At 50.6% G+C, this 25,280-nt stretch carries 23 protein-coding genes and 1 pseudogene; 11 read left to right on the top strand and 13 right to left on the bottom strand.

Going from position 1 to position 25,280, the window contains the following annotated elements; translation table 11 throughout:
• Positions 1-133: 133 nt before the first annotated feature.
• A complete protein-coding gene (locus tag ONV78_RS16180; RefSeq protein WP_279504605.1) occupies positions 134-523 on the top strand; it encodes a nuclear transport factor 2 family protein in 390 nt (129 codons plus the stop codon).
• Between the two features lie 190 nt (positions 524-713).
• Complete coding sequence (locus tag ONV78_RS16175; protein WP_279504604.1) at positions 714-2,300, top strand: ABC-F family ATP-binding cassette domain-containing protein; 1,587 nt, start codon at positions 714-716, stop codon at positions 2,298-2,300.
• Between the two features lie 99 nt (positions 2,301-2,399).
• Here the strand turns inward: ONV78_RS16175 and ONV78_RS16170 are convergent, their stop codons facing one another.
• Positions 2,400-2,792, bottom strand: a complete 393-nt coding sequence (locus ONV78_RS16170; protein ID WP_216738205.1) for a DUF4440 domain-containing protein — start codon at positions 2,790-2,792, stop codon at positions 2,400-2,402.
• Positions 2,793-2,948: 156 nt separating this feature from the next.
• Here ONV78_RS16170 and ONV78_RS16165 point away from each other — a divergent pair.
• Positions 2,949-3,086: pseudogene (locus tag ONV78_RS16165) on the top strand (IS5/IS1182 family transposase); the annotation flags it as partial.
• A gap of 247 nt (positions 3,087-3,333) precedes the next feature.
• Here the strand turns inward: ONV78_RS16165 and ONV78_RS16160 are convergent.
• The 4 genes from ONV78_RS16160 to ONV78_RS16145 all read right to left on the bottom strand — a co-directional run bounded on the left by ONV78_RS16160 (position 3,334) and on the right by ONV78_RS16145 (position 6,083).
• On the bottom strand, positions 3,334-3,915 hold the full coding sequence (locus ONV78_RS16160; RefSeq protein ID WP_279504601.1) for a suppressor of fused domain protein: 582 nt from the start codon (positions 3,913-3,915) through the stop codon (positions 3,334-3,336).
• Positions 3,916-4,251: 336 nt separating this feature from the next.
• Entirely contained in the window at positions 4,252-4,725 is a 474-nt protein-coding gene (locus ONV78_RS16155; protein WP_279504599.1) for a hypothetical protein, read from the bottom strand.
• Between the two features lie 430 nt (positions 4,726-5,155).
• Entirely contained in the window at positions 5,156-5,281 is a 126-nt protein-coding gene (locus ONV78_RS16150; protein ID WP_279504597.1) for a hypothetical protein, read from the bottom strand.
• 301 nt (positions 5,282-5,582) lie between these two features.
• A complete protein-coding gene (locus ONV78_RS16145) occupies positions 5,583-6,083 on the bottom strand; it encodes a hypothetical protein (protein ID WP_279504593.1) in 501 nt (166 codons plus the stop codon).
• A gap of 380 nt (positions 6,084-6,463) precedes the next feature.
• Here ONV78_RS16145 and ONV78_RS16140 point away from each other — a divergent pair, with 380 nt between their 5' ends.
• Positions 6,464-6,907 carry a DUF6210 family protein gene (locus ONV78_RS16140; protein ID WP_279504592.1) on the top strand — a complete coding sequence of 148 codons (444 nt, stop codon included), beginning with the start codon at positions 6,464-6,466 and terminating at the stop codon, positions 6,905-6,907.
• Positions 6,908-7,515: 608 nt separating this feature from the next.
• On the top strand, positions 7,516-7,638 hold the full coding sequence (locus ONV78_RS16135) for a hypothetical protein (RefSeq protein WP_279504584.1): 123 nt from the start codon (positions 7,516-7,518) through the stop codon (positions 7,636-7,638).
• A gap of 46 nt (positions 7,639-7,684) precedes the next feature.
• Here ONV78_RS16135 and ONV78_RS16130 read toward each other — a convergent pair whose 3' ends face one another.
• The gene (locus tag ONV78_RS16130; protein ID WP_279504583.1) at positions 7,685-8,602 is read right to left on the bottom strand and encodes a serine/threonine dehydratase family protein; all 918 of its coding nucleotides are present in this window, start codon (positions 8,600-8,602) and stop codon (positions 7,685-7,687) included.
• Between the two features lie 188 nt (positions 8,603-8,790).
• Between ONV78_RS16130 and ONV78_RS16125 the strand changes: the two genes are divergently transcribed.
• Entirely contained in the window at positions 8,791-9,594 is an 804-nt protein-coding gene (locus ONV78_RS16125) for an AraC family transcriptional regulator (RefSeq protein WP_279504581.1), read from the top strand.
• A gap of 8 nt (positions 9,595-9,602) precedes the next feature.
• On the opposite strand, the gene ONV78_RS16120 is transcribed toward ONV78_RS16125, so the two are convergent.
• The 5 genes from ONV78_RS16120 to ONV78_RS16100 form a co-directional block, all read right to left on the bottom strand.
• Entirely contained in the window at positions 9,603-9,866 is a 264-nt protein-coding gene (locus ONV78_RS16120) for a hypothetical protein (RefSeq protein WP_279504580.1), read from the bottom strand.
• A 127-nt stretch (positions 9,867-9,993) separates the two neighbouring features.
• Positions 9,994-11,715 carry a bifunctional protein-serine/threonine kinase/phosphatase gene (locus tag ONV78_RS16115; protein WP_279504578.1) on the bottom strand — a complete coding sequence of 574 codons (1,722 nt, stop codon included), beginning with the start codon at positions 11,713-11,715 and terminating at the stop codon, positions 9,994-9,996.
• Between the two features lie 79 nt (positions 11,716-11,794).
• Positions 11,795-12,631 (bottom strand): formate/nitrite transporter family protein, encoded by an 837-nt coding sequence (locus ONV78_RS16110; RefSeq protein WP_279504577.1) that lies wholly within the window; start codon positions 12,629-12,631, stop codon positions 11,795-11,797.
• Between the two features lie 447 nt (positions 12,632-13,078).
• Positions 13,079-15,601 carry a hypothetical protein gene (locus ONV78_RS16105; RefSeq protein ID WP_279504575.1) on the bottom strand — a complete coding sequence of 841 codons (2,523 nt, stop codon included), beginning with the start codon at positions 15,599-15,601 and terminating at the stop codon, positions 13,079-13,081.
• A 495-nt stretch (positions 15,602-16,096) separates the two neighbouring features.
• Positions 16,097-16,426 carry a hypothetical protein gene (locus ONV78_RS16100; protein ID WP_216738215.1) on the bottom strand — a complete coding sequence of 110 codons (330 nt, stop codon included), beginning with the start codon at positions 16,424-16,426 and terminating at the stop codon, positions 16,097-16,099.
• 288 nt (positions 16,427-16,714) lie between these two features.
• On the opposite strand from ONV78_RS16100, the gene ONV78_RS16095 reads away from it, so the two are divergent.
• Positions 16,715-18,415: a hypothetical protein gene (locus ONV78_RS16095; RefSeq protein WP_279504573.1), complete on the top strand. Its 1,701-nt coding sequence runs from the start codon at positions 16,715-16,717 to the stop codon at positions 18,413-18,415.
• A 519-nt stretch (positions 18,416-18,934) separates the two neighbouring features.
• Positions 18,935-19,675, top strand: coding sequence for an exosortase-dependent surface protein XDP1 (gene xdp1 / locus ONV78_RS16090; protein WP_279504571.1), 741 nt, complete (start codon positions 18,935-18,937; stop codon positions 19,673-19,675).
• A 482-nt stretch (positions 19,676-20,157) separates the two neighbouring features.
• Here xdp1 and ONV78_RS16085 read toward each other — a convergent pair whose 3' ends face one another.
• Positions 20,158-20,682 (bottom strand): hypothetical protein, encoded by a 525-nt coding sequence (locus ONV78_RS16085; RefSeq protein ID WP_279504569.1) that lies wholly within the window; start codon positions 20,680-20,682, stop codon positions 20,158-20,160.
• A 495-nt stretch (positions 20,683-21,177) separates the two neighbouring features.
• On the opposite strand from ONV78_RS16085, the gene ONV78_RS16080 reads away from it, so the two are divergent.
• From ONV78_RS16080 to ONV78_RS16070, 3 genes are all read left to right on the top strand, one after another.
• Positions 21,178-21,951: an AraC family transcriptional regulator gene (locus tag ONV78_RS16080; RefSeq protein WP_279504567.1), complete on the top strand. Its 774-nt coding sequence runs from the start codon at positions 21,178-21,180 to the stop codon at positions 21,949-21,951.
• Between the two features lie 110 nt (positions 21,952-22,061).
• Positions 22,062-23,525: a winged helix-turn-helix domain-containing protein gene (locus ONV78_RS16075; RefSeq protein WP_279504565.1), complete on the top strand. Its 1,464-nt coding sequence runs from the start codon at positions 22,062-22,064 to the stop codon at positions 23,523-23,525.
• Positions 23,526-23,640: 115 nt separating this feature from the next.
• Positions 23,641-23,940: a hypothetical protein gene (locus tag ONV78_RS16070; RefSeq protein ID WP_216738221.1), complete on the top strand. Its 300-nt coding sequence runs from the start codon at positions 23,641-23,643 to the stop codon at positions 23,938-23,940.
• Positions 23,941-24,235: 295 nt separating this feature from the next.
• Here the strand turns inward: ONV78_RS16070 and ONV78_RS16065 are convergent, their stop codons facing one another.
• Entirely contained in the window at positions 24,236-25,207 is a 972-nt protein-coding gene (locus ONV78_RS16065) for a hypothetical protein (protein ID WP_279504564.1), read from the bottom strand.
• Positions 25,208-25,280 lie beyond the last annotated feature (73 nt).

The following is a 25,280-nucleotide window of genomic DNA, read 5'->3' as shown; positions in this document are numbered from 1 at the left end:
ACAAGGTTTACCTGCTCACTCTACGCAACAGTGAATTGACGATTCCCCGGTTTTTCCTCTCTTTTGTGCAATTTAAACTCCCTCCCCTGATTTAAATTCATACCGATTAACCCAGAATACAGGCGGAGGGTTTATGACCAATCTCGATATCATCAAAAGCACTTATGAAGGCGCCAATTCAGAGGAAAATGGCCGTAATTTGTTGAAGCACCTGGCGACGGATGTCAGATGGACGGAAGCCGCCGGGTTTCCCTATGCCGGCACGTACATTGGCCCCGAAGCGATTGTTGAGAGTGTATTTAAGCGTCTGGCGGCGGATTGGGATAACTATCAATTCACCGTGGATGGCTATGTCGCGCAGGATGACAAAGTCGCGGCCTATGGAAATTATTCCGGGGTCCATAAACAGAGCGGTAAACACTTCACTGCCCGGGTCATGCATCTGTGGACGTTGAAGCAGGGAAAAATCGTCAGTTTTGAGCAGTTTGTCGACAGTTTGCCTGTCGTAGAAGCGACGCGCTGAACCGCCACGCCTAAATAAAATATCTATATTTGTTAATGAGTTAGCTATAGCAACAAAAACCGGTTTGAGCTACTCTACTCTCGGTTTTCCCCACGCGCCGCCCAACGCCATTTTCGCCCCGTATTCATCAGCGAACTATTCCTGGCGTTATTCCAAGGCGCGTCTCTTTCCGCCATTTACAGGAGGTTTTATGGCCAGCATCAGCGTGCAAAATTTAACTTATCGCTTTGATAACGGCGACACCCTGTTTTCCGATCTGACGTTCACCCTGGACGATAAAATCACCGGGCTGGTAGGCCGGAACGGGGCGGGTAAGTCGATTCTGGCGGCGTTGCTGACGGGAGAAAAGACGCCCTATTCTGGTTCGGTCACCACTTTTTGCCGAGTGGGCTGGCTGCGACAGATTGGCGCGGAGGAAAAGCTTGTTCAGCATGAAACTGTCAGCGATTTTCTGGGTGTTCGCGATAAGCTGGAAGCCCTCTCCCGAGTCGCTGAGGGCGGATGTGAGTCTCATGATTTCGAACTGATCGGCGACAACTGGCTGCTGCGGGAAGAACTGGAGCAGCAATTATTAGCGCTGGGACTGCCTGTAGACCCCTTTTTACCCTGTCAGGCTCTGAGCGGCGGTCAGCTGACCCGGCTCGCGCTGCATCAACTTTTCCAATCCGATTACGGCTATCTCATTCTCGACGAACCAGGCAACCACCTGGACGAACAGGGCAAACACTGGCTGATCGAACAAATGCGGCGCTTCAACGGCGGTGTTCTGATCATCAGTCATGATCGCGATATTCTGCGTTGCGTGGACGATATCCTGGAACTGAATAGCCTCGGCGTGCGTCACTACGGCGGCGCCTATGACGTTTACGCCGAACAGCGCGCCAATGAGCTGGCCAGCCAGGAACGACGCATCGACCATGCAAAGACGCAGATCAAGCAAATGCGCCAAACCATGCAAAAGAACCGGGAAAAGGCGCAGCAACGGGCCGGCCAGGGCAAGCAGGTCGCGCGTTCTGGCAGTCAGGCGAAGATTCTATTGAACAACAAGAAGCAGGACGCGGAACGCGCCGGCGGCGCCCGGGAAAGCAACCAGAACCGCCAAATGGCGCAGGTGCAGGACCAGCTCAGCAAGCTGAACAAGCAGCATGAAATGCTCAAACAGCAGAGCCTGTCCCTGGGCAAAACAGAGAAACGCGTCTCCCGCATTCTGGATATCACCGAAGTGCGCCTGCCTTATATCCAACAGGAAAACGACATCACCTTCTCTGTCGATTTCGGAGAGAAAATCCGCCTGTCCGGCGCCAACGGCAGCGGTAAATCCACCTTGCTGAAAGCTATCGCCGGACGCTTGTCGCCCCTTCAAGGAGATATTCAGGTCCGCGCCGGACTGTGCTATCTGGATCAGCATTTCACCCTGTTGGACACCGCCAAGTCCGCACAGGAAAACCTGGCGCATTTCTGCCCTCATCTGTCGGAGACAGACCAGCGCACGCTATTGGCGGGGATTGGACTGAGGAGAGAGCGAGCGGATCAGGCGGTAGCCACCTTGAGCGGCGGTGAAAAAATGAAAGTCGCCATGCTGGCTATCAGTCATCAACCCGGCGACACCCTATTGTTGTTGGACGAACCCGACAACCATCTGGATCTGGATTCCCGGCTGATGTTGGCGCAAGCCCTGCGCGACTTTACCGGCAGCTTGTTAGTGGTCAGTCATGATCAGGACTTTATCGCCGATATAGGCGTAAGTGGGGAGATAAGCCTGGACGGTTCAGCCTGAATACGGCATGACGCAAAGGCATTATTCAGGGCGACACGCTTAAACGCGATCGCCCTTGATGTCAGTCCGGCAGACCAATAGCAATAAGCGTCGACCCCGTTACTGAGGAACCGGCACGCTGCTGTTAAAAATGTCCCGATGCAGCTTCCATTTCCCGGCTTCTTTTTTCCAGATAACAACGTATTTGCCTTGATCGAGCACTTGCCCGTCCTCCCCTTCAAGCGCGAACTTGCCGACTTCAGACGCAGCGTCCCCATATCCCTCTACTTCCAGGGTTTCCAGTTTCATTTCCTTAACGCCCATGTCCATGAAAGCTTGAAACGCGCCTTGAATCGCCGGCTGCCCTTCCACAAAGTCGGCATGGGGAGGCATCAGTTGCGCATTATCGGTGTAGCAGGCGGCAATGCCAGCGGCGTCGCCCTGGCTGAAAGTGTTCATAAACACCTTCTCCGCCGCAAGAATAGCGGCCTGGACTTCTGTTGAAACGTTCATACTTACCTCCGCTTCATCAGTTAGGGGGTTGTTATTGCACTCAGGCTATCGATTAAAAAGTAGACGCATGCGGACATTGAGGCAAATATCCAATAACGCGGAAATTAAGGAACATCTGAATAACCTCCAGAATTAGCCCTAATACAGGAAAGCAGGATCGTGGACGCTACGATTATTTCCGCCCCGAGCTCCACTAAAAACCAGAGCGATCAACGCGACCCGAGATGCACCAGACCAATAAGGGCAATCAATGAATCGCGCTTTCGCATGAAAATGCACATTGGCGTGGACGAGTGTCGCCAGGTTTATCGCGAGACGTCCAGGTCACTGAGCAAAGAGCCTTAAAGAGTGGAGAAGCCTATAAATCGGACTGAGCATCCATTGTAAGGCGGTAATTTGATATGGTAACTGACGAGACTAAAAAGATTGCAGCTAGGCGCTTCGGGTGGGCGAACACCCATCGCGCGATTTGCCTGACTGACTGCCAGATACAACAAAGCCCCGACAGGCTAACCTGCCGGGGCTTTGTATGTTTGCTATATCACTTCCTCATTACATTGAAAGGGTCAACACTTTCCCTTTCCAAGTAACTCTCAAACTCTTTTGCTCCTTTATCACAAAAATACTGGTACTCTTCTTGAGATATAAACAGCATCAAGTAAACCCTAGGAGAAGACTCTGCAATCCCATACTCTTTCTGTAAAACAGAAAACCCCTCTGGGAATGGTAGAGGATCGGTGATATAAACACAGTTTTTAGACGTAGCATTAACAAATCGCGCAGAAACCTTGTCATTCCCCGCTATACCAATCCCCCACCCAAGCTCCATTTTGTTCAAAACAATAGTTTTAATCGTGTTAAAGATAATTTTCGGAACTTCTTCCTCGACACGATCTACAACGCAAACAAGTTCGCCGCATTCTTTTAATTCCTTGGAAAAGTGACTTAACCCTACGGTCGCGAACGTAACACAGCCCTCAAAAACATTTGAATAAACCAAGACTTGAATCTTCCAACCTAAACTCGGGTCTTCAAACACAAAATTATCAACCGGCTTACCGAGATATTTCTCGTAGTGGTCGTAGTATGCCTCGCCAAAATTCATAACATTGTAGTTTTTCAAATTATTCTCCCTGCTCGTCAGGAGGGAATATCGGGAATATTAACGGGGAACTAGGCTCTGCATTCCGGTACGCACCTTCAATATTTTCAAATAGGTGCCCCTGATTACACTCTGGACACAGTCCTCGCAATAAGCTTGTGTCATTGTACAGGAATTGGAAGTCAGCGCTGAACCGATTTATGATCGAGTTCGAAGATCGCTTGACTGGGTATCTCTAACAACCTGGCAGATACACAGAATTATTTACAGGGTCGAGCCAAAGGAGAGCATCCATTCCACTACATCAAGCAGGCGTTTGGTGTGGGTTATTCAGAGGTTCTCTAACGTTTATTAGAGTTATTCACCTCGCTTTTTCCCTCTCATTAAAAACTCTCTTACTTTATCAAACTCCCAATTCTGTAAGTAAAAACTAGCATCTCCGACCACAGCAAAGCCTTTATCTTGTTTAAATTGAGTTCCATTTTCAAACATCTCAATTACAGGTGAATAGGGGTTATCCAATACTGCTGAAATAGCTCCCTGTTCTTTAAACCACTCCCACTTCACATACCAATAACACACTGCCTTGACCATTGAATTTTGAGGACCCAGTAGAGATTCTATTGATCTGTAATAGTCATCAGGTAAATCGAGCTTAATTTTAGCAACCTGTGTCATATCAAATATTAGACTTTGAGACTCCAATTTGTGCTCTCTTCTAAAATAAGCAGCAATGGCAAGATAGTCACCAAACTTTTCAATATCAGATTCGAAAAATTCGTTAGCCCAATTTATATTCTTAACCCTCTTTAATGCATCGACAGCTAACATATTTAATCCCCAATTTCTGCTTCACAAAATCTCATGCTCCTTTATAAACTTCATTTGGACCATGATCAATCAATGGAGGCCGATCACGTGCTCCAAAAGAATGAGGTTTCGGTCTATATCTCAGCAACGCTATAATCATGGATGAAAGGGAACCTTTGAAAAACTACCTGCGTTGCCATTGCAGCGTCAAAAGACTGCTCAAAATGCTCATTTATTTACGATAAGCGGCACTTTTTCGCCAACTTTTTCCTTGCTCCGGCAGCCCCGCTGACGTTTTTCAGAAGCTCCCTAATTCTCAATAAACCAACAATCATGCATTAGCATTTAGATTTTTTAACTGATTCCATACGCCCTACAATTTCACAATCGTCCAAAGGATTCCAATCATCCAAATAGTCCACCCCTTTAACAATATGGGAAATACTCCATACTAAATTTTCACCACTTGCAGTTCCACCAACACAGACTCGTCAAAAGCATCAATAGAGTCCTCATCTCCTGAGCTACTATGACACTCAATTGTTAAAGCTTTCAATATCTCCTCTTTTACACTCATATATTTCACCTATGGAACCTCTGAATAACTCCCAGAATCAGTCATAATAAGCAGCCCAACTCAGCAGGAATGCTTTTCATGGAACAGATGGCTGCTCCGAAGCCAAAGACCAGGATAATAAGCGTAAGGTTAGCCGGGAAATCTTTCTGGAGCGAATAGATACGCTGATTCTCTGGAAAAGGCTGTAGAAGAAGGTCGCACGCTTATAAGCGCGCATTTTTAGTTCTATCGAAGCATCCCTTCTTCGATGAGTGACAAGCTCGCCACGACCATTGTTCATCGATGGTCGTCGAGTTGCTTTTTAGAGTCTGCTGTAAACAATCACCGTGCGGTCAAGATAGGCTTCATCCGTCACCACATTCACCGTGCGCACCAGTTTATCGTCCACACGATAAATCTGATCGCTGATGGTGGTATCGCCATCGTCGTAGCGGAGAATGACTGAATATCGATTGGTTGGGGCCGCCCACGAGGGAATGTCGTCCGCCTGCAGAAACACGCCGGACTTGTGTGATTTCACCACGCCGCTGAACGGAACCACCTGCGGCGTCAAAACGCCGTCCGTGTCGAACCACTTAACTTGGGGCTCGCCCTCTTTTTCTTCAGTAAAGAAACCGCTTTCTTCTATGGTTAACGTCAACCCGCTAGCCGGAGCGACTCTATCCACCAACTCTTCGCCAGAGCCGCGCAACCCTGATTTGATTCTGTCGTCATGCTCGCCGCCCGGCTCCTGTGCAATATCGCTGCTGACGGAAATGCTTCCATCCAGCAGCCATGTGCCGATAAGGGATTCTATGCTCATAGGGATACTCTTATAGGTAATATTCTATCTTGTTTCCTGCGCCTGATTTTTATTGGCGTCAGCGCCAATCCTACCTAATTTGCAGAGCGATTTGTTTTAAGAATTTCTAACGTTTTCGACAAGTTACACGTCGACGCTTAACGCTGACATTCATATTAGTTTTAACAGCCTCAGGAACTTGATTGTCTGGAAGTGATAGAATCCTTTAAATCCTGCTGGAACGTAGCGATATGGATCGGGAAATGATGAAAGAACTCGCAGACCAAGGCGCCAATAAACGCATTCGCAATCTGGCGAAACAGTATTCCGCATCAACGAAGCGCTGGTTATAAATCAGAAACTGCTTTCCTAGCCAAAGCCTGTCAGGGTCTCGCACAACCATGAAAATCACCTTATACGAATCTGTTGGAACCGCCATTATTATCAGTTGTAAATCCGGGGTGATTTACAGCAATCAAACCGGCGGAACCGCCTGCTTGCAGCCCGAATACGAAGGCGTATTGATCCCGATTGCGAACACAATTGGTATACCGGACTTGAATCTGGTCAGCCCTGAAAATGAACTGGAAAATTATTTCACCGGCCACCCTTGGTTCGGCGTAGGAGCGACACGCGGCCTCTCCGAGGATGACGCCCTAGCGATAGAAGCAATATTGAAAGAGTATGCGCTTGATGACCAAATCAGCGTCGACCGAAGTATGCTTCGTCAATCCCATGAAGCATGGATACATATCAATATTGTCGAAGTGGAAGGCCGCTCACTTTTCAACGGCTTCGGCCCTTATCCCAGGAAAGGCGTGCTGATCTGGCAGAACAGCGATTGACGCCCCGTTTGCATTAAACCTGCCGAAAGACCTCCCAGCAAGATTATCCGACTCCCCCCCCACCACTCCGTTCGCCCTGAGCCTGTCGAAGGGCTTTCCAGAGCGCCTCCAACCCAGTCGGCTCAAGTGGACGTTATTTCCCGTTGGGTCAGTTTTGCTCAAGGCCACTACGCGACTGCCGCCCTTCGACAAGCTCAGGGCGAACGGTTTCTTGGTGGTTGTTATTATCCAGACAGCCAGATCGCTGCCGCCTTTCCGACAAAGGAGAGGACACGTAAGCAAACCACAAACGACAATCCCCCCGTTCGCCCGGAGCCCGTCGAAGCCCATCCTGAGAGACTTCCCGACTATCGCCCTAAGCCCGTCGAAGGCCATCCTGATGACTACTCGACTAGGCGCCCCCGTTCGCCCTGAGCCTGTCGAAGGGCCTCCCAGAGCGCCTCCAACCCAGTCGGCTCAAGTGGACGTTATTTCCCGTTGTCAGTTTTGCTCAAGGCCACTACGCGACTGCCGCCCTTCGACAAGCTCAGGGCGAACGGTTTCTTGGTGGTTGTTATTATCCAGACAGCCAGATCGCTGCTGCCTTTTCGATAAAGGAGAGGACACGTATGCAAACCACAAACGACAATCCCCCCGTTCGCCCGAAGCCCGCCGAAGGCCATCCTGAGAGACTACCCGACTATCGCCCTAAGCCTATCGAAGGCCATCTTGAAGACTACTCGACTAGGTAACCCCGTTCGCCCTGAGCCTGTCGAAGGGCCTCCCAGAGCGACACACTTATCCCGCTTCCGCCCACTTTCGAATTTGATCAATCGTCGCTGTCGCCCCGCCGCATACAATCACCAAAATCCTGTCGAACGTCGCCAGAACAGGATGGTTTTCATACACAACCGCCAGACTGGCCCCGCACGCCGTCTCGACCAAAATACGGTGATCCGTCAGAAAGCGCTCACAGGCGGATAACGCGCTGGGGTCAGAGACGACGACACTATGAATACTATGCTGCTTCGCACACTCCAGGGCTCTTGTCGATACCCGCTTGGCGCCCAAGGATGTGGCGATGCTGTCGATACGCTCCAGCTCCACGCTATGACCAGCCTCCAACGCCGCGTGAAAGGACGCCGCGCCTTGAGTTTCAACAGCGATAACGGGAACATCCGCCCACTGATTGCGCTGCAAGCCCTCGACCACGCCAGACAGCATGCCGCCTCCTCCCACACAGAGCAGCACCGCATCCGGCTTCATTCCCGTCTTGGCGACTTCATCTATCATGGTCGCATGTCCCCGCCACAGCAGAGGATCATCAAAGGGATGAATAAAGGCGTCCATGGCGCCAACCAGCGCCAGCGCATGCTCATTCGCCTCCTGCCAGCTTCCGCCGTGAACGATTACTTCCGCTTGCTCCAGACGCAGCAGCTCTTTGGCTCTTTCTGTCGTGGTTTCCGGCACGACCACGAGGGCGGGAACGCCCAAACGACGCCCCGCGTAGGCCACCGCCAACCCGGCATTACCGCCGGATGAGGAGATAAAACGCTGCGCGCCCTGCGCTTTATGATGCTCACAGGCGGCGCCTACGCCTCTAATCTTGAAAGAGCCTGGCGGCTGCAACGCCTCCAGCTTCAACCAGATCGAACGTTGCGACGCCATGCTCAATGGCCGCGATTCCAGCAAAGGCGTTTCGATATGCAGACTCATTACGCTCCCCTCATTTCCTCGTGATTTTGTATGGAAAATATTCCTGTCTGGACGAACGATAGCTCAGAAAGAACCACCTGCCTTGTAAAATATTGACACTGGTCCCAGCCTTCCAGCAGATGATAAGGCTTGCTATAGTCCTTTTGCTCCGTAGGTTTCACGTCTGACTCCAGCTTTTCCAATCGCCCATGAATGACAGCATTCAGTATCAACGCAGCGCCGACATACCCGGACTGGTGCTCGGCGCAGGCCGCTTCGCCCAGTTTGATTTCGGCCGTCATTATCATCTGGATTATCACATCGGCATCGTTACTGAAGGCGTGCAGCGTCAACAGTACAAAGGGGAGATACAGGTTCTGGGGCCTGGTTTTATTTCGCTGATGCCGCCTGGAGAAATTCATGACGGCGCCAGCGATAGCGACGCCTATACGCTAAGGACCTTTCGCGCGCCTTACGATCTGATGCAGGAGGCCAGCGCGGAACTGAGCGACGCGCATCTTGGCCCGGAACTGTTTGGCAATGTCTTTGAGGATTCAGCGACTGCGACGCGTCTTTTTCATCTTCACAACACCATGTGCTCAGAGAGAGTTTCCACGCTGGCGATTCAGTCAGAATGGCTGTCAGTGCTGGATGCGCTATTCACGCATACAAGGGCCATCAAACCCAGACGCGATCCCAATGCCCTCTCCCATGCCCAGTGGCGACGCATGCAGGATTACTGTCTGGCGAATCTCTCCGAAAAAATCACCTTGGACGATTTAGCCACCCTATGCGGACTGGGCCGATTCCTCTTTCTCCGCCAATTCAAACGCACAGTAGGCATGACGCCCCACGCCTGGCTATTGCGACTCCGCCTGGAACAAGCCTGCGCCCTGCTGACCCAAGGCTCCCTCTCCATCGCACAGATCGCCCAACGCGTCGGCTTCTACGACCAAAGCCACTTTAACCGGAGTTTCAGACAGGCGTATGGGGTGGCGCCGTCGGGGTATTGACTAGCGGCTCAGCCCACGACTTCATATTTCCAGCGATGATAGCTGTATAAATATTCCCCGCCGCCTTCTCTATCGGTTAACTTCGCTTGTAACTTAAACTTCGTACCAACAGGATAATTACGGCTTAGCTTTTTCGAGCACTCTACGTTCAACGTTACTGGATACTTGCCGCCTGAAACTGGTTGGATATGCACTTTCCCATGCTTTCCTGATAAATCATGGGGAATGTAGCTTTCCACTAAAACAGTCTCATAATGGTTATCTTTCGCCATGACTATGGCCCTCTAACTCCAAATTAACTCAACGCACGCGTACTGGAATTTCCTGCCTTACTTTTCATCGTGTAGATAAAAAAGTAGCCTCGGCGCGCTCGATGAGCAAACTTGACCTGGATATTTATCACCCCATCGTCGCATGCAAAATCAGCGCAATTAACAACGCCAACGATACCCCCTGCCAAAACATCACCGGGTTACGCTCCAGAATAGGAGGCCGGGTCTGGTTGAGGTAGGCGGGGTTGGGATGGTGGAGGTCGTGGAGGAATTCCGAGATTTCGGTGTAGCGTTTGTGGGGATTGGGGTGGACGGCTTTCTTGAGGGTGGCGTCGATCCAGGCGGGGATGTCTTTATCTTCGCTGAGGACGGATTTGTAGGTGAGACGTTTCTGCGCGCCGGCGGTGCGGGTTTTGGCGACATCGGCGCCATAGGGGAATTCGCCGGACAGTAGATGATAGGTCAGTACGCCCAATGAATAGAGATCAGAGCCAGAGGCGCCGACTTCTCCCAGGAAGTATTCCGGCGCGGCGTACAAGGCGGCGCCGAGCAGGTTGGGCTGGCGCAGCCCTTGATCGTTCTCCGCGACGCCGCCTACCCGGGTTGAGCCAAAGTCTATGATTTTCACCACGCCGGACGCATCAATCATCAGGTTGTCCGGTTTTAAGTCCTGATGCAGCATATCCATGCGGTGAAAAGCCATCAGTCCTTTCGCCGCTTGCTCCACAATGCCTCTCACCGTTTCCAGATCCGGTCGCGGGTGATCCCGCAGCCACTGGCTCAACGTTCGGCCTTCGATGTATTCACTCACCGTGTAGAGATAGCGCCGCGGTCGCTCGAATTGCGCGGCCTTCGCCACATGCAGGCTATTGATGCGGCGGGCGATCCATTCTTCCATGAGCAGGCGCTCCAGATAGGCGGGATCGCCCTGCTGATCCGTCGCTGGCGTTTTTATTATCACCTTGGTGTTCGAAGCGATATCCACCGCCAGATAAACATGACTGCGGCTGCTGGTTTGCAGGCAGCGCAGGATTTGATAACCATCAAACTCCGCTCCAGCCTGCAAAATCGGGGGAAGCGGCAGGGTTTCCACCTGTTGTTGAAACAAAGAATCCACGTCACAGGGCAACGCCTCAACGCGAATAATCTGCAGCGTCAGGTTGTCCTTGCTGCCCTGCTCCAACGCATGATCGACCATGCGTTTGGCGATGGCGTCCAGATCATCGGGCTCCTGTAACGCCTCGATCAAAGTATGGGCGTCGCAGTATTCATACACGCCGTCGGTGGCCATGATAAAGATATCGCCCAACCTGAGCCGCAATGGCTGGTAGTCGATTTCAATATGCTCTCTGAATCCCAGCGCCCGACTCAGATAGCTCTGACTTTGCGACACCCACAAACGGTGATCGTGGGTCAGCTGCTCCAGAGCGCCGTCCCGCAGACGGTAAACGCGGGTGTCGCCGACATGAAGGATATGCGCGATGTCGGATTTGAACACCACAGCGCTGAACGTACAGACGTAGCCTTTTTCCTTGTCATAACGATAAACGCTGCGCTGCCCTTCCGCATACAGCCAGGAGTTGGTCGCCCGCAAAACCCGTTGGGCCGCGTGCTGCACAGTCCAGGCGTCGGAGGTGCAGAAGTAGTCTTCCAGAAAGCTTTTCACCGCCGTCTCACTGGCGACCTGACTGACCGAGCTGCTGCTGACCCCATCGGCCATCGCAAACGCAGCGCCTTTCATCGTAAGTTGCGCGCCCTTGGGAACACAACCGCCATGAAAATCCTGATTGATCTCTTTGCGGCCTTTATCGGTCCATTGACCGAAGGAAAGCGTCAGCTCATTGCACATAAATGTAGTGAGCCCCGACGTCCGTTCGCAGACGCCGGGGCCGGCAACTGTCCTCAGGTGTTGTGTAATCAGGCGCCGATCAAGCCATCGCTTCTTTACCGGACGCCGCCAGTTTGCGTTTCGGCGCTGTTTTGTAGTGAGTGCTGTACAGGGTCAGCCCGGTGAAAGCCAATCCACCCACCAGATTACCCAGCGCCGTCGGAATTTCATTCCAGATGAAGTAATCCATGATAGAGAAATCGCCGCCCATAATCATGGCCGAGGGAAACAGGAACATGTTCACAACAGAATGTTCGAATCCCATGAAGAAAAACAACATGATAGGCATCCACATCGCCAGAACTTTACCGGAAACCGTCGTAGAAATCATCGCGCCGACCACGCCCATGGACACCATCCAGTTACACAGCATGCCACGCAGGAAAATAGTCAGCCATCCAGCCAGACCATATTGCGCGTAACCGAGAGTACGGGCCTCCCCCACGCTGGCGATCTTGGTTCCCACTGCACCGGGGTCCGTATTAAAACCATAGGTGAACACAAAAGCCATCATGAAGGCCACCGTCAGCGCGCCGGCGAAGTTGCCCAGGAACACCAGCCCCCAGTTCCTCAAAACACCATTGGTCGTTACGCCCGGACGTTTATCCAGCAAGGCCAGAGGCGTGAGCACAAACACGCCAGTCAACAGATCGAAGCCCATCAGATAGAGCATGCAGAAGCCAACAGGAAACAGCATGGCGCCAACCAGAAATACGCCCGTCTGCACTGCGACGGTCACCGCGAACACCGCCGCCAACGCCAATATAGCGCCCGCCATATACGCCCTGATCAAGGTGTCTCGCGTAGACATGAAGATTTTTGATTCGCCAGCATCGACCATCTTGGTCACAAACTCTGAGGGGATTAAGTAAGCCATTGCAACTCTCACATCATGTTATAAGTTTCGTGATGGCATTTGGTGTTGGCCGGTCACGACCAATTGGCGTCCTTTTCCAGGAATATCTGTCCATACTCCTTATGCCCTGCTCATTTACAGTGATGGACTCACTTTGGCGTCGGCCACGCAAATGCTGACTCCAATAACGCAATTTAGAGGCCAGGGGTTCATTAAACCCATTTAAAAACAGCAAGTTATGTAGTATATCGCCCTATAATAGGGCAATTTAACAGCCACGCCGCATAGACCTTCGCTCGCATCCGGTGCAGCTTAGAGGGGACAGACATCAGAATTAGTGCAAAAAAATGGACCCGAACTCTCACGTCCGAGTCCATGGTACTGGTATCAGTATCGGAGCATTAGCCCTTTAACGCCGCTTCAGCACCGCAAGTGACGCCAGCTAAAGACCCCGGATATCAACCAATGCTACAGGCACGGTGATATATACGATGAGGACTCCTCCGGCGTATAGGCGCTGCTACCCCACCATGTTTGCCAATAATAGCTGAGACGATTATTGTCTTCTGGAACCCATTGCGGCTTCCATAGTCGCCATGCGGAAGACCAGTAGCGCAACATGTAACCGCCATCCGTGCGACGATATTCCGGTCTACCGCCATAGAAGGTATGGGTGAACACATAATCACCGTGAAAAATTTCTGGAAATTTATCCCCTACAGTCACGCATGCGACGCCAGGGTTGATATCGGCGTCAGGGTTTGCGCTGGCGGGGTGACCGATATCGAAAATGCGTAGCCGCTTATCCTCAACGTCGACATAGTCGGCGAATAACGCTTCCGCTTCCCTGTCACTTTCCGTTTCCTCCTCGTAACCGCAAAAGACGAATTCCAGGCTGTTTAGCCCGGTATCATCGCGGTCTCTTCCCTGAAAGGACTGAATCTTCCCTTTGACGCCGCAAATAGCCCGTTTATCGGAAGACAACGGATCGCTCCACTCTCCCATGTGGAGAACATTATCCGGCGCCACTTTCCTTCCACCGCTACAGGTGAACTCAATGGCGTTAACGCCGGTTTCGTCGCCTCCGTCATGAACGCTATTCCTCCTGACTTTCACATCCATGAAATGTTCCCCTGGGGGACAGGCGGACTTTAAGCCCCAGTCGGTAAAGACGCTTTCATCCTTTATTTTGACAATGACGGATCGGTTCCCGTTTTTGTCTGTACAGTACAGACGCATGGCTTCGATACCGCGCTCATCTTCCCAGTTATTAGACTTGGAGGGCCCTAATGAGACTTGAACGCCTGACGCATAGGCGCCATAAGGACACAGCACGCCATGCCAGTCTCCTTCCTGTTCGATATCGCTGGGTATCGGGGCCTCGTCAGTCTGGCTCCAGCGCACCGGCCTTAGCGGCGGATGCACTACATCTGCGACTAAAACGACGCTATCCGCATTTGAATGATATACCTCCAAGGTATGAAAGCCTTTCGACAGATAGCCGTTGAACTGACTCCACCCCCCACTCTCTCCCGTATCTTCGAGTACGGAGAGTCCATCGATGTACACAGTCACTTTGCTGGAGAGACTTTGTGCATTTTCAAGTCTGTACTTAAATGTCACAAATCCAGGCTCAACGAAGTATCCATTGAGCAACAGCCCCTGGTTGTCGTCATTACTTTCCCATATCTCTCTTTGCTGCGAGAGCAGAGATATTTTATCTTCATTATTGTAATACTCACGCCAAAGCCCATGATTCAGAAAACGACTCGGGTCCGGCGACCAGGAGCCTATACGTTTTGTTGGTGTTAAGTAGCTGCCATAACCTTGAATATTGGGATACTTTTCAAAACGTCTGAACAGATTCTCCCTACGCTTTATATAATTTATATAGAATCGTTCATCCTGATATTTAGCCAGCGCTTGATCACGCCCCTGATAGTGCGTTCTGTAGTTCAATGGATCAAACAACTCCCGATAGAATATAACGCCATGCAAACCGTCGCCACCATCTATCTCCTGTCTACCAAAATATTCAGGATTATTGTTATATATTCTGTAAAACCAAGCCTTCAAATCCAGATTTGAAAGCTCACTTCCTGTGTCGTCACTTACTTTTCTGGCGTATGGCAAAACAGTGGAGCGAATATAGAGTTGATTGAAATAGAGTTCTCTCTGCCGAAGGAGCCTTATATCCTGGGCGACGTCAACTTCACAGTCACCTTCCTCAATTAAATATATGTCCAGATTACCGTCTTTAAGAGTACAGTGCGTGTTTCCGGAAGAATCCAGCCACTGTTTGAGCTTTACATTTTCCGGCTCGCTTTCCACGAGCTGATTCCTCATTTCCTCATAGGCGGTAATAAAATAATTATGGACTTGACCTTCGTTTCCCAAATAGATTGACCAAGCGTCACTAGCCGCGTCAGCAATCTCTTGACTGGGCTGACGTACGCCGTCAATCAATCCTCCGAGCTTGTCCGCAGCGCCATTAAATTCAACAACCGCCCTGGACAAAAGCGTGTTTTGAATAGAGGTCAACTGTATGATTTGCCTGAGAAGACTGCTCAGCCCCTGCTTCGCCTCAAACCCTACGCCGCTGTTACGCATGGATCGGAGTTTGCCAATCTGTGGGTTGAACCTGTCCAGACCCGCCCGAAATTTACTGATGGACTGCGTTATCATCTGCTTGGCGTACTGTCTTTGCACTGTGCAGGCGAGCTCCGTCTGGGGCTTGTAGAGGCACCCCAGCGCCTGATAGTCCTTCACCTTTTCCAGAAATTGATAATAGCCAAAGCGGGCGTCACTCAATTCTGTTTTGCCGCGATTCATTTCCGTCACCACCGCATCAATTGGCAACTCTTCAATCAAGCGGGACAATAACTCAAAAAGACTCTCATCGAGCTCATCAATAGTTATAAAAACCAGATCCAGAGGCGAGTCATCGCCTCTGCCGCATTCATATTCCGGAAACAGATATTTATATGTCACGTCTCCAACACCCCGAGTGGGTGAGTTGTTATGACTTTCAATTACGGCTTTGGGAAAGCTGGCGGCCCATGCTTCAACGCCATCCAGATTACATGGGGATGCGAGGGATTTAACTGAAATTAGAAATAGAATAGCTCCGAGCGCTTTCATGTTCATAATTTAGTCCTTTAAACATGATGAAAGAAACCGACTTCAAATTCATATTTAAAGCGGAGCGATACAATACCGCACAGAGAGCTTCGCAATCCGTGCGCATATGATCTCTATATCGCCAAAATTTATACTAGTACCATATATTCAATACCGCCAAAAAATGAATATTATTTTTCGCATCAACCCATTTTCAAAAAGATACAATAAAGACACAAAATAATTACTTAAAAAAACCTGATACTCTATTGAAATTTTTACTTGATTGGACGCAGGCGTTTTCTTTTTTCGCTTTAAGCAGAAAGGCATGGAGGGTGGTCTATTCTCACTGCTGAAATAGCTGCTTCATACATCCATATGCCCAAACTCATAATGAATTTTCCGCTCCGCCGCCAGCAATTGCACGGTGGCGTGTGCGTTCAGCGCGCAGAAAACTTCCTGTCTGAAGGATTCGTCATGGTCGGTAAGAGAATCTTTGCAACGCAAAAGCGCGTTCACCAAAGCGGTGTAGTTGAGCACCCGCTCCAAGGCGCATTCCCCGCTTTTGCGCGCAATCCACTGCGCAATGTCTTTGATTTGCTCCAGCTTGCGATTGACCAGGGACAGCATCATCCCCGTATCCAGAGTTCCATCCCCGGCAGCCAACCATGAGTGATCAACCAACCGTACTTGCATAGATAAGTGACTTCTGTTGCGTATTTGAAGGGGCCATTCGTGGATCAGAATGGGCTTGAGAAGCGCTACTGGCTATTGATAGATATACCCCATGAACATGACAGAATAACTACAACCGTCATCGGCATGCTCCAAGTGCGCAACATCTTAAGTCTCGCCTCTTTAATGGCGCCGTTTTTTTACAAGTCAGCAAAATGCCTCGTGGATAAGATGGCCTCGCTGCGTTGAAAGCGACCGCACCAAGAGGCGCTCAGCGCAGATCCAATCATAGTAAAAGGAAATTTATCTATGTCGCGTTCATCTCAATCAATAAAATCTAACCGTTCTTCACCACACTTATTTATGCGGACATTCCCCGGCGTTTTGGCGTTGGCGATAAGCGCTGCGGCTGTCGTTACGATCGCCCACGCTGGCGAGTCGCCGCAGAAAGCCTCCACCGTGCGCTTTGAGGACTATCACTTTAGCAATCCCTTGCGACAAGACCTGCAAAGCGGCGCTATTACCGAAGCACAGGCCAGCAGCTTGTTTTACAGCAACCCGAAAGAGTTCGCCCGTCGCTACTATCCGAAAATCACCTTACCCGTGGAACGGAAAAAGTTCCGGGGCATCTGGCGCTATTACGACCATAGTCACTCTTCCAGCACCTTGCCGTACGACGGCGACGCCAGCAAACCAGTTTACGATGGCCACAGCGGAACGGACTTCTGGACCAGCTTCATTGATTTCGGCAAAACCGGCGAATCCGGCAACTATCTCGTTAACCCGTTCCCCAAAGGCGCCGACACGTTCGTGACTGGCATTTACGACGGCGTGGAGGATGCGCCCAATCAACCAGTGGGGTCGGCCGGCAACCATCTGTACCTGACCACCTACCTGAACAAAACGCCGGAGGATTGCGCTCGCGCATTTCCATCGGGCCCGGCCCTGAAACAATGTATCGATGATATTCCCAGCTGGAGCAAGATGAGTACGCGTTTGCTGCACCTGGAGTGTGGGACAGTCATGATCAACGATGTGACTGGATACCCGGATAACTGCGCGCCTGCGCCCTCCTCCCGCATCCAGTTGCCTGCTCGGGTCGGCTCTCTGCAACGGCTGGCGCGAATTGGCTACTCAGGTGACGCGGGGCTGCGCGGCACGCATACGCACATGGAAATTTCACCGCATTTGGTCGATCCTTTCAAAGGACGCTACAACACGGATATTTCCGATTCGTACTTTTTCGACCAGAACTGGGTGGAGCGCATTGAGAATTTCGCCGGCGGCGGCGATCCTCACTTCCGCATCAACGGCAGTTTCTTCCCTCAGGTGACCTATCAAGCGAGCAATAACTATAAGTTCACTTCCCTGTCGCCGATTCAACGGCTCTGGCTGACGGAGAAGCCGGGGGGCGTATCCGTACCGTCAAAAACCGTTGACCTATTGACGACGGCGGTGACCACAAGCGCTCCGGAATTCTCATCCCGGGTAGAGTATGACAATGACTATCGTCCATACACGCTTTACAGCGTGTCTTTCAAAACCAAAGACAACCTGCTGCCGCAGTCCGGCGAATGGGGCGTCGTGGCGGAAGACAACCGCGGCAAATTGAGCAATACGGCGTTCATCAATGTCACTGGCGGCGCTTTCAAGTTGAGCCAGCTTACCTTGTCTCCCAGTCGGGTCAATAAGAACGACAGCAGTAATGTTATGTTTCGTTGGAACGCAAAAAGTTACGACAAAATCTCCCGCTTCCAGCGCAAGATTACTCGTAACGGACAATGCATTAATCCAGCGACAGGCTCGTCTACAAGCCAGTGCTGGAGCGACTGGAACGTGCTGGCCACCAGCTCCTCCAACGCCCCCTACTCATATACCTACAATGTGGAACTGGCGCCGTCCAGCGCATACCGCAACTGGCAAACCGGTAACTATGTTATTTCCATAAAGGGCGAACATGCGACGGGCGTTTGGAGCGACGAGAAGACCGTTAACTTTTATCTCCAATAATCCGTTTCTTTAAGCCTTAGCAGCTTTATCCTTGGCGATAATGGGACCGTCACCATTGTCGCCTTTTTGCATTCTGCCGTTCGAATAGCCTGTCGTTTCTGCTGATTTAATACTTTGCTGACAGCGTCCATACGCCCTTTAAACAAAGTGTATAAAGCCGCTCGTATCAGTGTAATCCCACCTTTACACTGGAAAACCCTAGGTTTTTTCTTTCATATACTCTCAAAAGACTATCCCTTAATGGAGGACCATTCGGGCAGACTCAAACTTATTAACTATAGGGTTTAGATTAGTTTTGCTTAACATTGTTTATTTCGGGCGATTTAATAATCAATTCACCCTGTTTAAGTAACTACTCATCACATTAAGATGACATTGTTTTCGCTTTATATTTTGTCAAACTAATTGACATTAAAAACTTGTTATACAGCCAAAACCGTTGATATATATGCATGGCATAGGAATTGCTGAGGTCGATTTGCTTTGTTAAGTAAATCTACAATGGAGAGAAGTATTCATATGCTAAAAACATTAACCAAGGGATTGTTATTATCAGCGCTGACGGCGTCTTCCGCCTATGCAAGCCAAATCACCTGGGACCTGACCGAAGGCGTTCGTTACGGCTCATACAATAACTCTCTTTCTTATTCGAAAGACGGTATGAACCTCACCGTAACCGGCTGGAGCGACACAAAAGGTCCTGCGGACGATAAAATCGAAGGCGCCCGTCTGGGCCGCTGGAATGGTCTTGGAGTCTGTAACGACGACGAATACAGCAAGACTCGTTGCGCCACCCCAGAGCATTCCACAGACAATGATCCAGGTCGCGATGGCGATTTTGACATGATCATGTTGTCCTTCTCTGAAGCAGTCAGCCTGAGCTCATTTCAAAACGGCTGGTACGCCTACGATTCAGATGTCTCCCTGCTCGCCTACACCGGCGGCGCTTCTACCTACAATCTGAATGATAAAGATTGGGAAGGCCTGCTCAGCGACGGCTGGAACGTGGCTGGTAACTACTCCAACACCATGACCAAAGAAACCGCGACCAGCACGGATCTGGTTTCCAAGTTCTGGTTGATTGGCGCTTACAATCCCGCATTCGGTGAGTTGGGCGAGCTGTGCAACGAACTGAACGATCACTTCAAATTGAAGATGCTGACCATCGACACCGTTGAGTGTCCTGAGCCAACCGCACTGGGCCTTTTCGGCCTGAGCCTGGCGGGCCTTTTTGCGGCGCGTCGCCGCAAGGCCTCTTGATCTAGCATCCAAGTAGCGCCCGATTCCAAGCCGGCCTTGCGCCGGCTTTTTCTAGCCGTGTGGCCGAGCTGACTGAAAGTGGCGCTTATTGATTGATCCTAACGTCAAATTTACAGCGCAGATTTCAGAGTCAGTTTAATGCGCCAACAAACCCCACCCTTTGCCTTGATGGTTAAAGTCCCGACTCAGCCCTGACTACGATTTCTTTATGTTTTCAACATAAACCGAAACAGTTCCATCCCAGTAGCACTTAATGCATCGCCCTTCATCGAACTCGTGGCCGCACGCTTCATAGCCGTATAATTGGTGAGCGCATTCTGGGCACAACGCTGACATCTTCGAAGCTGAAGAAAAAAATTCGCTACCGCACTCATCGCATCGAGAAATGTGTATGTTCGATTCTTCGTGACTCAAAATATAGCCCTTCGCTTAACACCAGTGACGTCGATTAGAGTAAGGAAAGTTATCCATAGCATATTTTGTTATGTATCGATCTCTAGTTTTAAACACGGATTTTTTGATTGTTCTACAATATACCGTTGAGAATCCAATAGTACTTGCACCAAACTGAGAGGTTGAAATGGTGTAGCGTAGACTACATTCTCTTCATCGTTTTTTACGCAACACAAGTACAACTTGTCTAAATGCGCAACCACCGCGCAGCTATACTCCCTAGTACATGGAGCCCAATTAAAAACCTCGTACTTTAACCAAAACATGGAGTTCCACAACAATGCAAATTTTTCACTAACGCTATCCCCTTCCAGCTCGCATTCATGCTCTTGCCAATTAACTTTTTCGGAAAAACGTGTAATAGTTTTCCCTATAGCGCCATGTACTAAATATTGATCGTAGTGCACATTATCATTAGGTGTTATATTTTGACCAGCGACAAATATGTTTGCCTCTATAGTACCGTCGCCACACCCGACATACTCAATCGCAAATATCTTTTTATTTCCGAATACCATCTCCACCACCTCATTCATACTGTTCTGTGCAGCCACCTACTGTAAGCGCCTTTGAACAAATTCCCGGTCAGACTCTGAACACGAAACTGTTGTATTTACTGCTTCGGAAGCATCGTCACTGACCTTGTAGACAGTGTCTATATCAGTTTCCTTAATAGCGCGCGATCTCATTTCTTTGGTACTCCACGCATGCTCGTTCTACAAGCTTAATACTTCAAAGATACCCTCGCCAGTTAAAGCCATTGAATAATTGCCATTTTCTGGACTGTGTAGTTCCTCCCTCTCAACTACCTCTGACCCAGTAGTTCATCCACATCCAAAAAGCGCTAACGGCACCCATTTGCACTGGCTGAGCAGCCTTTATCGGAGGTTGGGAGAGCGGCGCCACTTCAGACTCAACTAGTTGATTTTTAATAATAAATATAAATTTGAGATAAATTGGAGAGAAACCGGATACCCGCGAGATTCATGAAAATCGTCGCCTCTCGATAATCGATCGCATTGACATTTGATCGATGCGTGAGGTGAAAAATGGATCAGTCGCTGTATTATCATTGGAACAATTTATGTCTTTATATGGGTCGCTTTGACGGGACCTATCATTGGCAACATATTGCCGATAGTTTCATTGTCAGTCTGGATAATGAGTTTGACGTTAAACTGGCGAATGGCGAGGTTATTTCCACGCGCTGTTTGATGATTCCCGCTAATGTCCGTTGCGATTTCATTTTAAGCAACCAACGTATTGCATTTGTGTCATCTCATTTCTGGCGCAATATTAAAACCACCCTGACTTATAACTATTATTGTTGTGAGCAGGACGGGCTTCTTTTTGATTTCCTGGACGCGTGTGATATTGCACGCGCTTTCCGGGACTTATATAAGAGACGACCGTGCGCCAATGACGCCAAGGAGATATTGGATCAGATTCTTAACCCTAAACAATATCCGCTTGCTCCACCTTTAATGGATCGTAGAGTTCGCAAGCTGATCGAATTATTGTTGAAGAATCCGGATCTTTCCCAATCCATCGACGATTATGCGGAACTTATGCCGATTTCCGCCGCGCATCTCAGTCGATTGTTCAAGCAGGAAACCAATATTTCATTCTCGCGCTTTCGCCTGGGGGTTCGTGTGATGTATTTCATCAAGCAGTTTTCCCGCAGCCGTAATTTGACTACCGCCGCGCATGATTCCGGATTCGCGGATCTGGCGCACTTAAATAAGTGCCACAAGTTATTGTTCGGCATCTGCCCTTCGCAGTTATGGCTGAGCGAATCTGAACTTAAAATCTGCGTGGCCTGAACAACCATAGGCGAGCCCAGTGAATTGAGAATAACTCTTAACTCCTGTGCTGATATCCGGTAAGAGATTTGTATAATGCAATCCAACCGTTTTCAGCGCAGGAGTGCCCCGTGTCCGACCGAGATTATGAAGAAATGCAAATTGGCGAGTGGCGCATCAATGTGGAAACGAACCGGCTCTATCGTGAAGCGGCGGAGCATCAGCTGAGCGATAAAGTCTGCAAAGTGCTTCTGGCGCTGGCGGAAAATCCCGGTCGGACAGTGAGCCGGGAAACACTGATACAGAAAGTCTGGAATGAAAACGAATATGTCGGCGAGCAGGCGCTGAATACCGCCATCTGGCAATTGCGCAAAGCGTTCAACGACAGCAGTGAAGCCCCTGAATACATCGAGACGATTCCTAAAAAGGGCTACCGCCTGCTCAAGGAAGTCTCCGTCATTCCGTATGCGCCCAAAACGGATATGGCCTCCCCACCTCCCGTTGAGCCTGTGGAAACTCCAGCTCCCGAACCGGAGACCAAAAAAGCGCCGAATAACGCCATAGAACCGCCGCCTGCTGAACCAGCAACAGAAGCGACGCCTCACTCGACCACATCCAGCGCCCCGCCACGGCGCAAAAGGTCCATGATAGTGGGCGGCTCGTTACTCCTGCTGGCGGGGGGCGCGCTTATCGTCAAGCTCATGTATGGCCGTGAGGATGCGCCGCCGGCGCTGACTTATTGGTGTGGCGTCGATGCAGGACGTATGGAGCGCCTGGGCATCGACCCCGCCAGCGCCTGCATGCTGGAGACGGATCTGGGTCAGTTTGGCCTGGCCATCGGCGAGCGCATGGCGCAGATCAGCTCCTCTTATTACCTCTCCGCGGACACAGGCGATATCGCCGGCGACATCTTCTTCTGTGAGAACAACCACAAGCGGCAAGGGCACAAAAATAACAGCCTGCTGAATTTCGTCACTTTAAAAGATCGCTGCATGGCGCAAGGCGACGGCGAAGTCGACATCGCCGAACGCGGCGGCGCTCGTGCGTCGCTGGTCTGTGCGGGATACCTGCCGCAATCCATTCATTTGCAGACGTCGACGGCGGAAAAACATTGCGCCCTGCCCGCCGCCTTAACCACGAATCACCCTAACGCCGTTAAAGATCCGGAGTACTGGTACGGGGTTCGCCGTGACGAACTAGCAGGTCTTGGCATTGATGAAACCGCCAGTTGCCTTCTAACCGCGGAAGACCCCACCTGGATCGACGCCATTGAGTTCGGCTGGATATGGGGCACACAACGCTGCACAGACAGCAGCTCGAATCCGGTTGGATGCGGCGTGGTCAGTCACAATGCGCAACGCACTGGTGCAACGGTGAGCGACTTCTTCACCCAGGAACAACTGCAAAGCCGCTGCGCCGACGGCGCGGACAAAGTCGCCTTAACCCCAACAGGCTGGTGGCGTCCTGAGCACAAAGACAAAACCTCGCTGGACGCCTACCTTCTATGCGAGCAACAGCAGCCCAAGGCGATTCAGTTGTCGTTCAAACCCGTCGTAGGCGACCCCGTTGAGAAGACCTGCGCGTTATATTATTAATCAGGCGGACAAATAGCTTCCTTCTATTTGTCCGTCACGACAGGGCCTGCGCATGTCAGGCCATGTTAATAGTCCGATAGATGAATGTTCCATTGGGATCTTAAAGGTACTGATCATGAATGCTAAAACCTGGCTGCTTGGGATATGGATCGCTCTTATGTCGACGACTTCGCTTGCCGCGGAGCCCAAACTGGTGATCAAAGAGAGTGATTCTCTGCAAGACGTGCTGCGCGGACAGGCGGACAAAAAGATCGGCGTGCTGCTGAATTCCGGCGTCGAGTTGCACGGGGTATTAAAAGAAGTCGGAGCCAAAGTGATTCGCCTGCAGGAGCTGCGCAATCGGGAAACATTCGATGCAGTCATCCCTCTCAGCGAGGTCTCCGCCGTGCTGATCGACAATCATTTATTCGATTGAACCGCCTGATTTCAGGCTCGCACGCGCCCTTCAATACATTGATTTAAAAGCATTAATATAAATTTGAGATAAATTAGAGAGCGATTGGATAGCCGCGAGATTCAGCGGCACATGGGGTCGCCCTAACATCCGTTTCATCAACAACGCAAACGGAGAAACCCCATGAACATCGCGCTAATTATTGCCCTTATTCTGACCGCTGCCGCCATCGGCGAACTGAGACACCGCTACAACAAAACGCAACGCAGCAACCAGAACAAAAAGAATGGGACTCACTGAGCCCATTCTTCGACGGTCAGGATTTATGAACGGGCTTATCCTTCAGCAACGGCTCTGGTATGGGACACTGCTTTTCCTGTGTTTCCCCGACCAGAGGTTTAATCGCCAGCTTGATGCCCGTCGGCGCGCCTTTGACGCACTGGATATAGCCCTTTACGTAGGACAGGCTTTCATCATGGTTATCGAGACGTCGAAACGGTTTGGTGACCTCCACTTCGCCGTCTTTGGTCTTCTGGCACAGTTTGGCCAGCACCGGTTGAGCGTAAAAACTGGACATCTTCGAACCGCGCATGCCGTTATCATTAGCGAACCAGCCGCAGGCATGCCTGTTCTGGTAGTAATTGGTCAAATGACAGGCGACATCGCCCCAGACAAACGCAATGGTGAGATCTTCAGGATAGGTCGGGTCCGTCACCGCCAGCGAACACAGCTCCTCTTCCGGCGCGATGCCCCGTCGCGTGACGTCCGCGCTGTCGAGACCATACTTGGCTGACTCGATTTTGAAGTGCGGCGTCGCCACCTTCAGAACCTCCGGCATACCGCAGTCTTTCTCGCCAGCTTCCGTTTTAATTCTGATATTCGTGGCCTGATAGTTTTGGCATTCCACTGTCGCCTGAACGCCATCGGAAGTCAGTAACTCATGCCCGCCATCTTTTTTCAGGCTGCAGATTTTCTGCAACTTGGCGGTGGTCAGCATGGTGTCCCCGGTTAATGTAGCCGCCTTGCCCCCTTCGCACTTGCGCAAGACAGCGCCAGGGTGACGCCCTTTCACCGGCGTAAACCAGGTATTGCTGGATACATTGAAGTGTTTTTCGGCTTCGATCAGCACCAACTCCCCCGCCCCTGTCGGCAAGCGGCACTCGCTGGCCTTGTTGACCCGCCAGTCGCGGAGATTGTCATCACTGTAGCCGCACCAGTATTCCGCATTCACATGAGCGGCGGCGAATAATAAACAGATGGGAGCCAGTATATATTTGAGAGTAGCCATGATGGGTTTTGTCAGTCTGCTTGCAGATGGTCAGGGGAAGTCCGTTTTGTTGAATGATTATAGGCGTTTATCC

The organism is Hahella sp. CR1, from assembly GCF_029813005.1.
Lineage (GTDB): Bacteria > Pseudomonadota > Gammaproteobacteria > Pseudomonadales > Oleiphilaceae > Hahella.
This window is presented reverse-complemented; position numbering and strand designations above follow the sequence as displayed.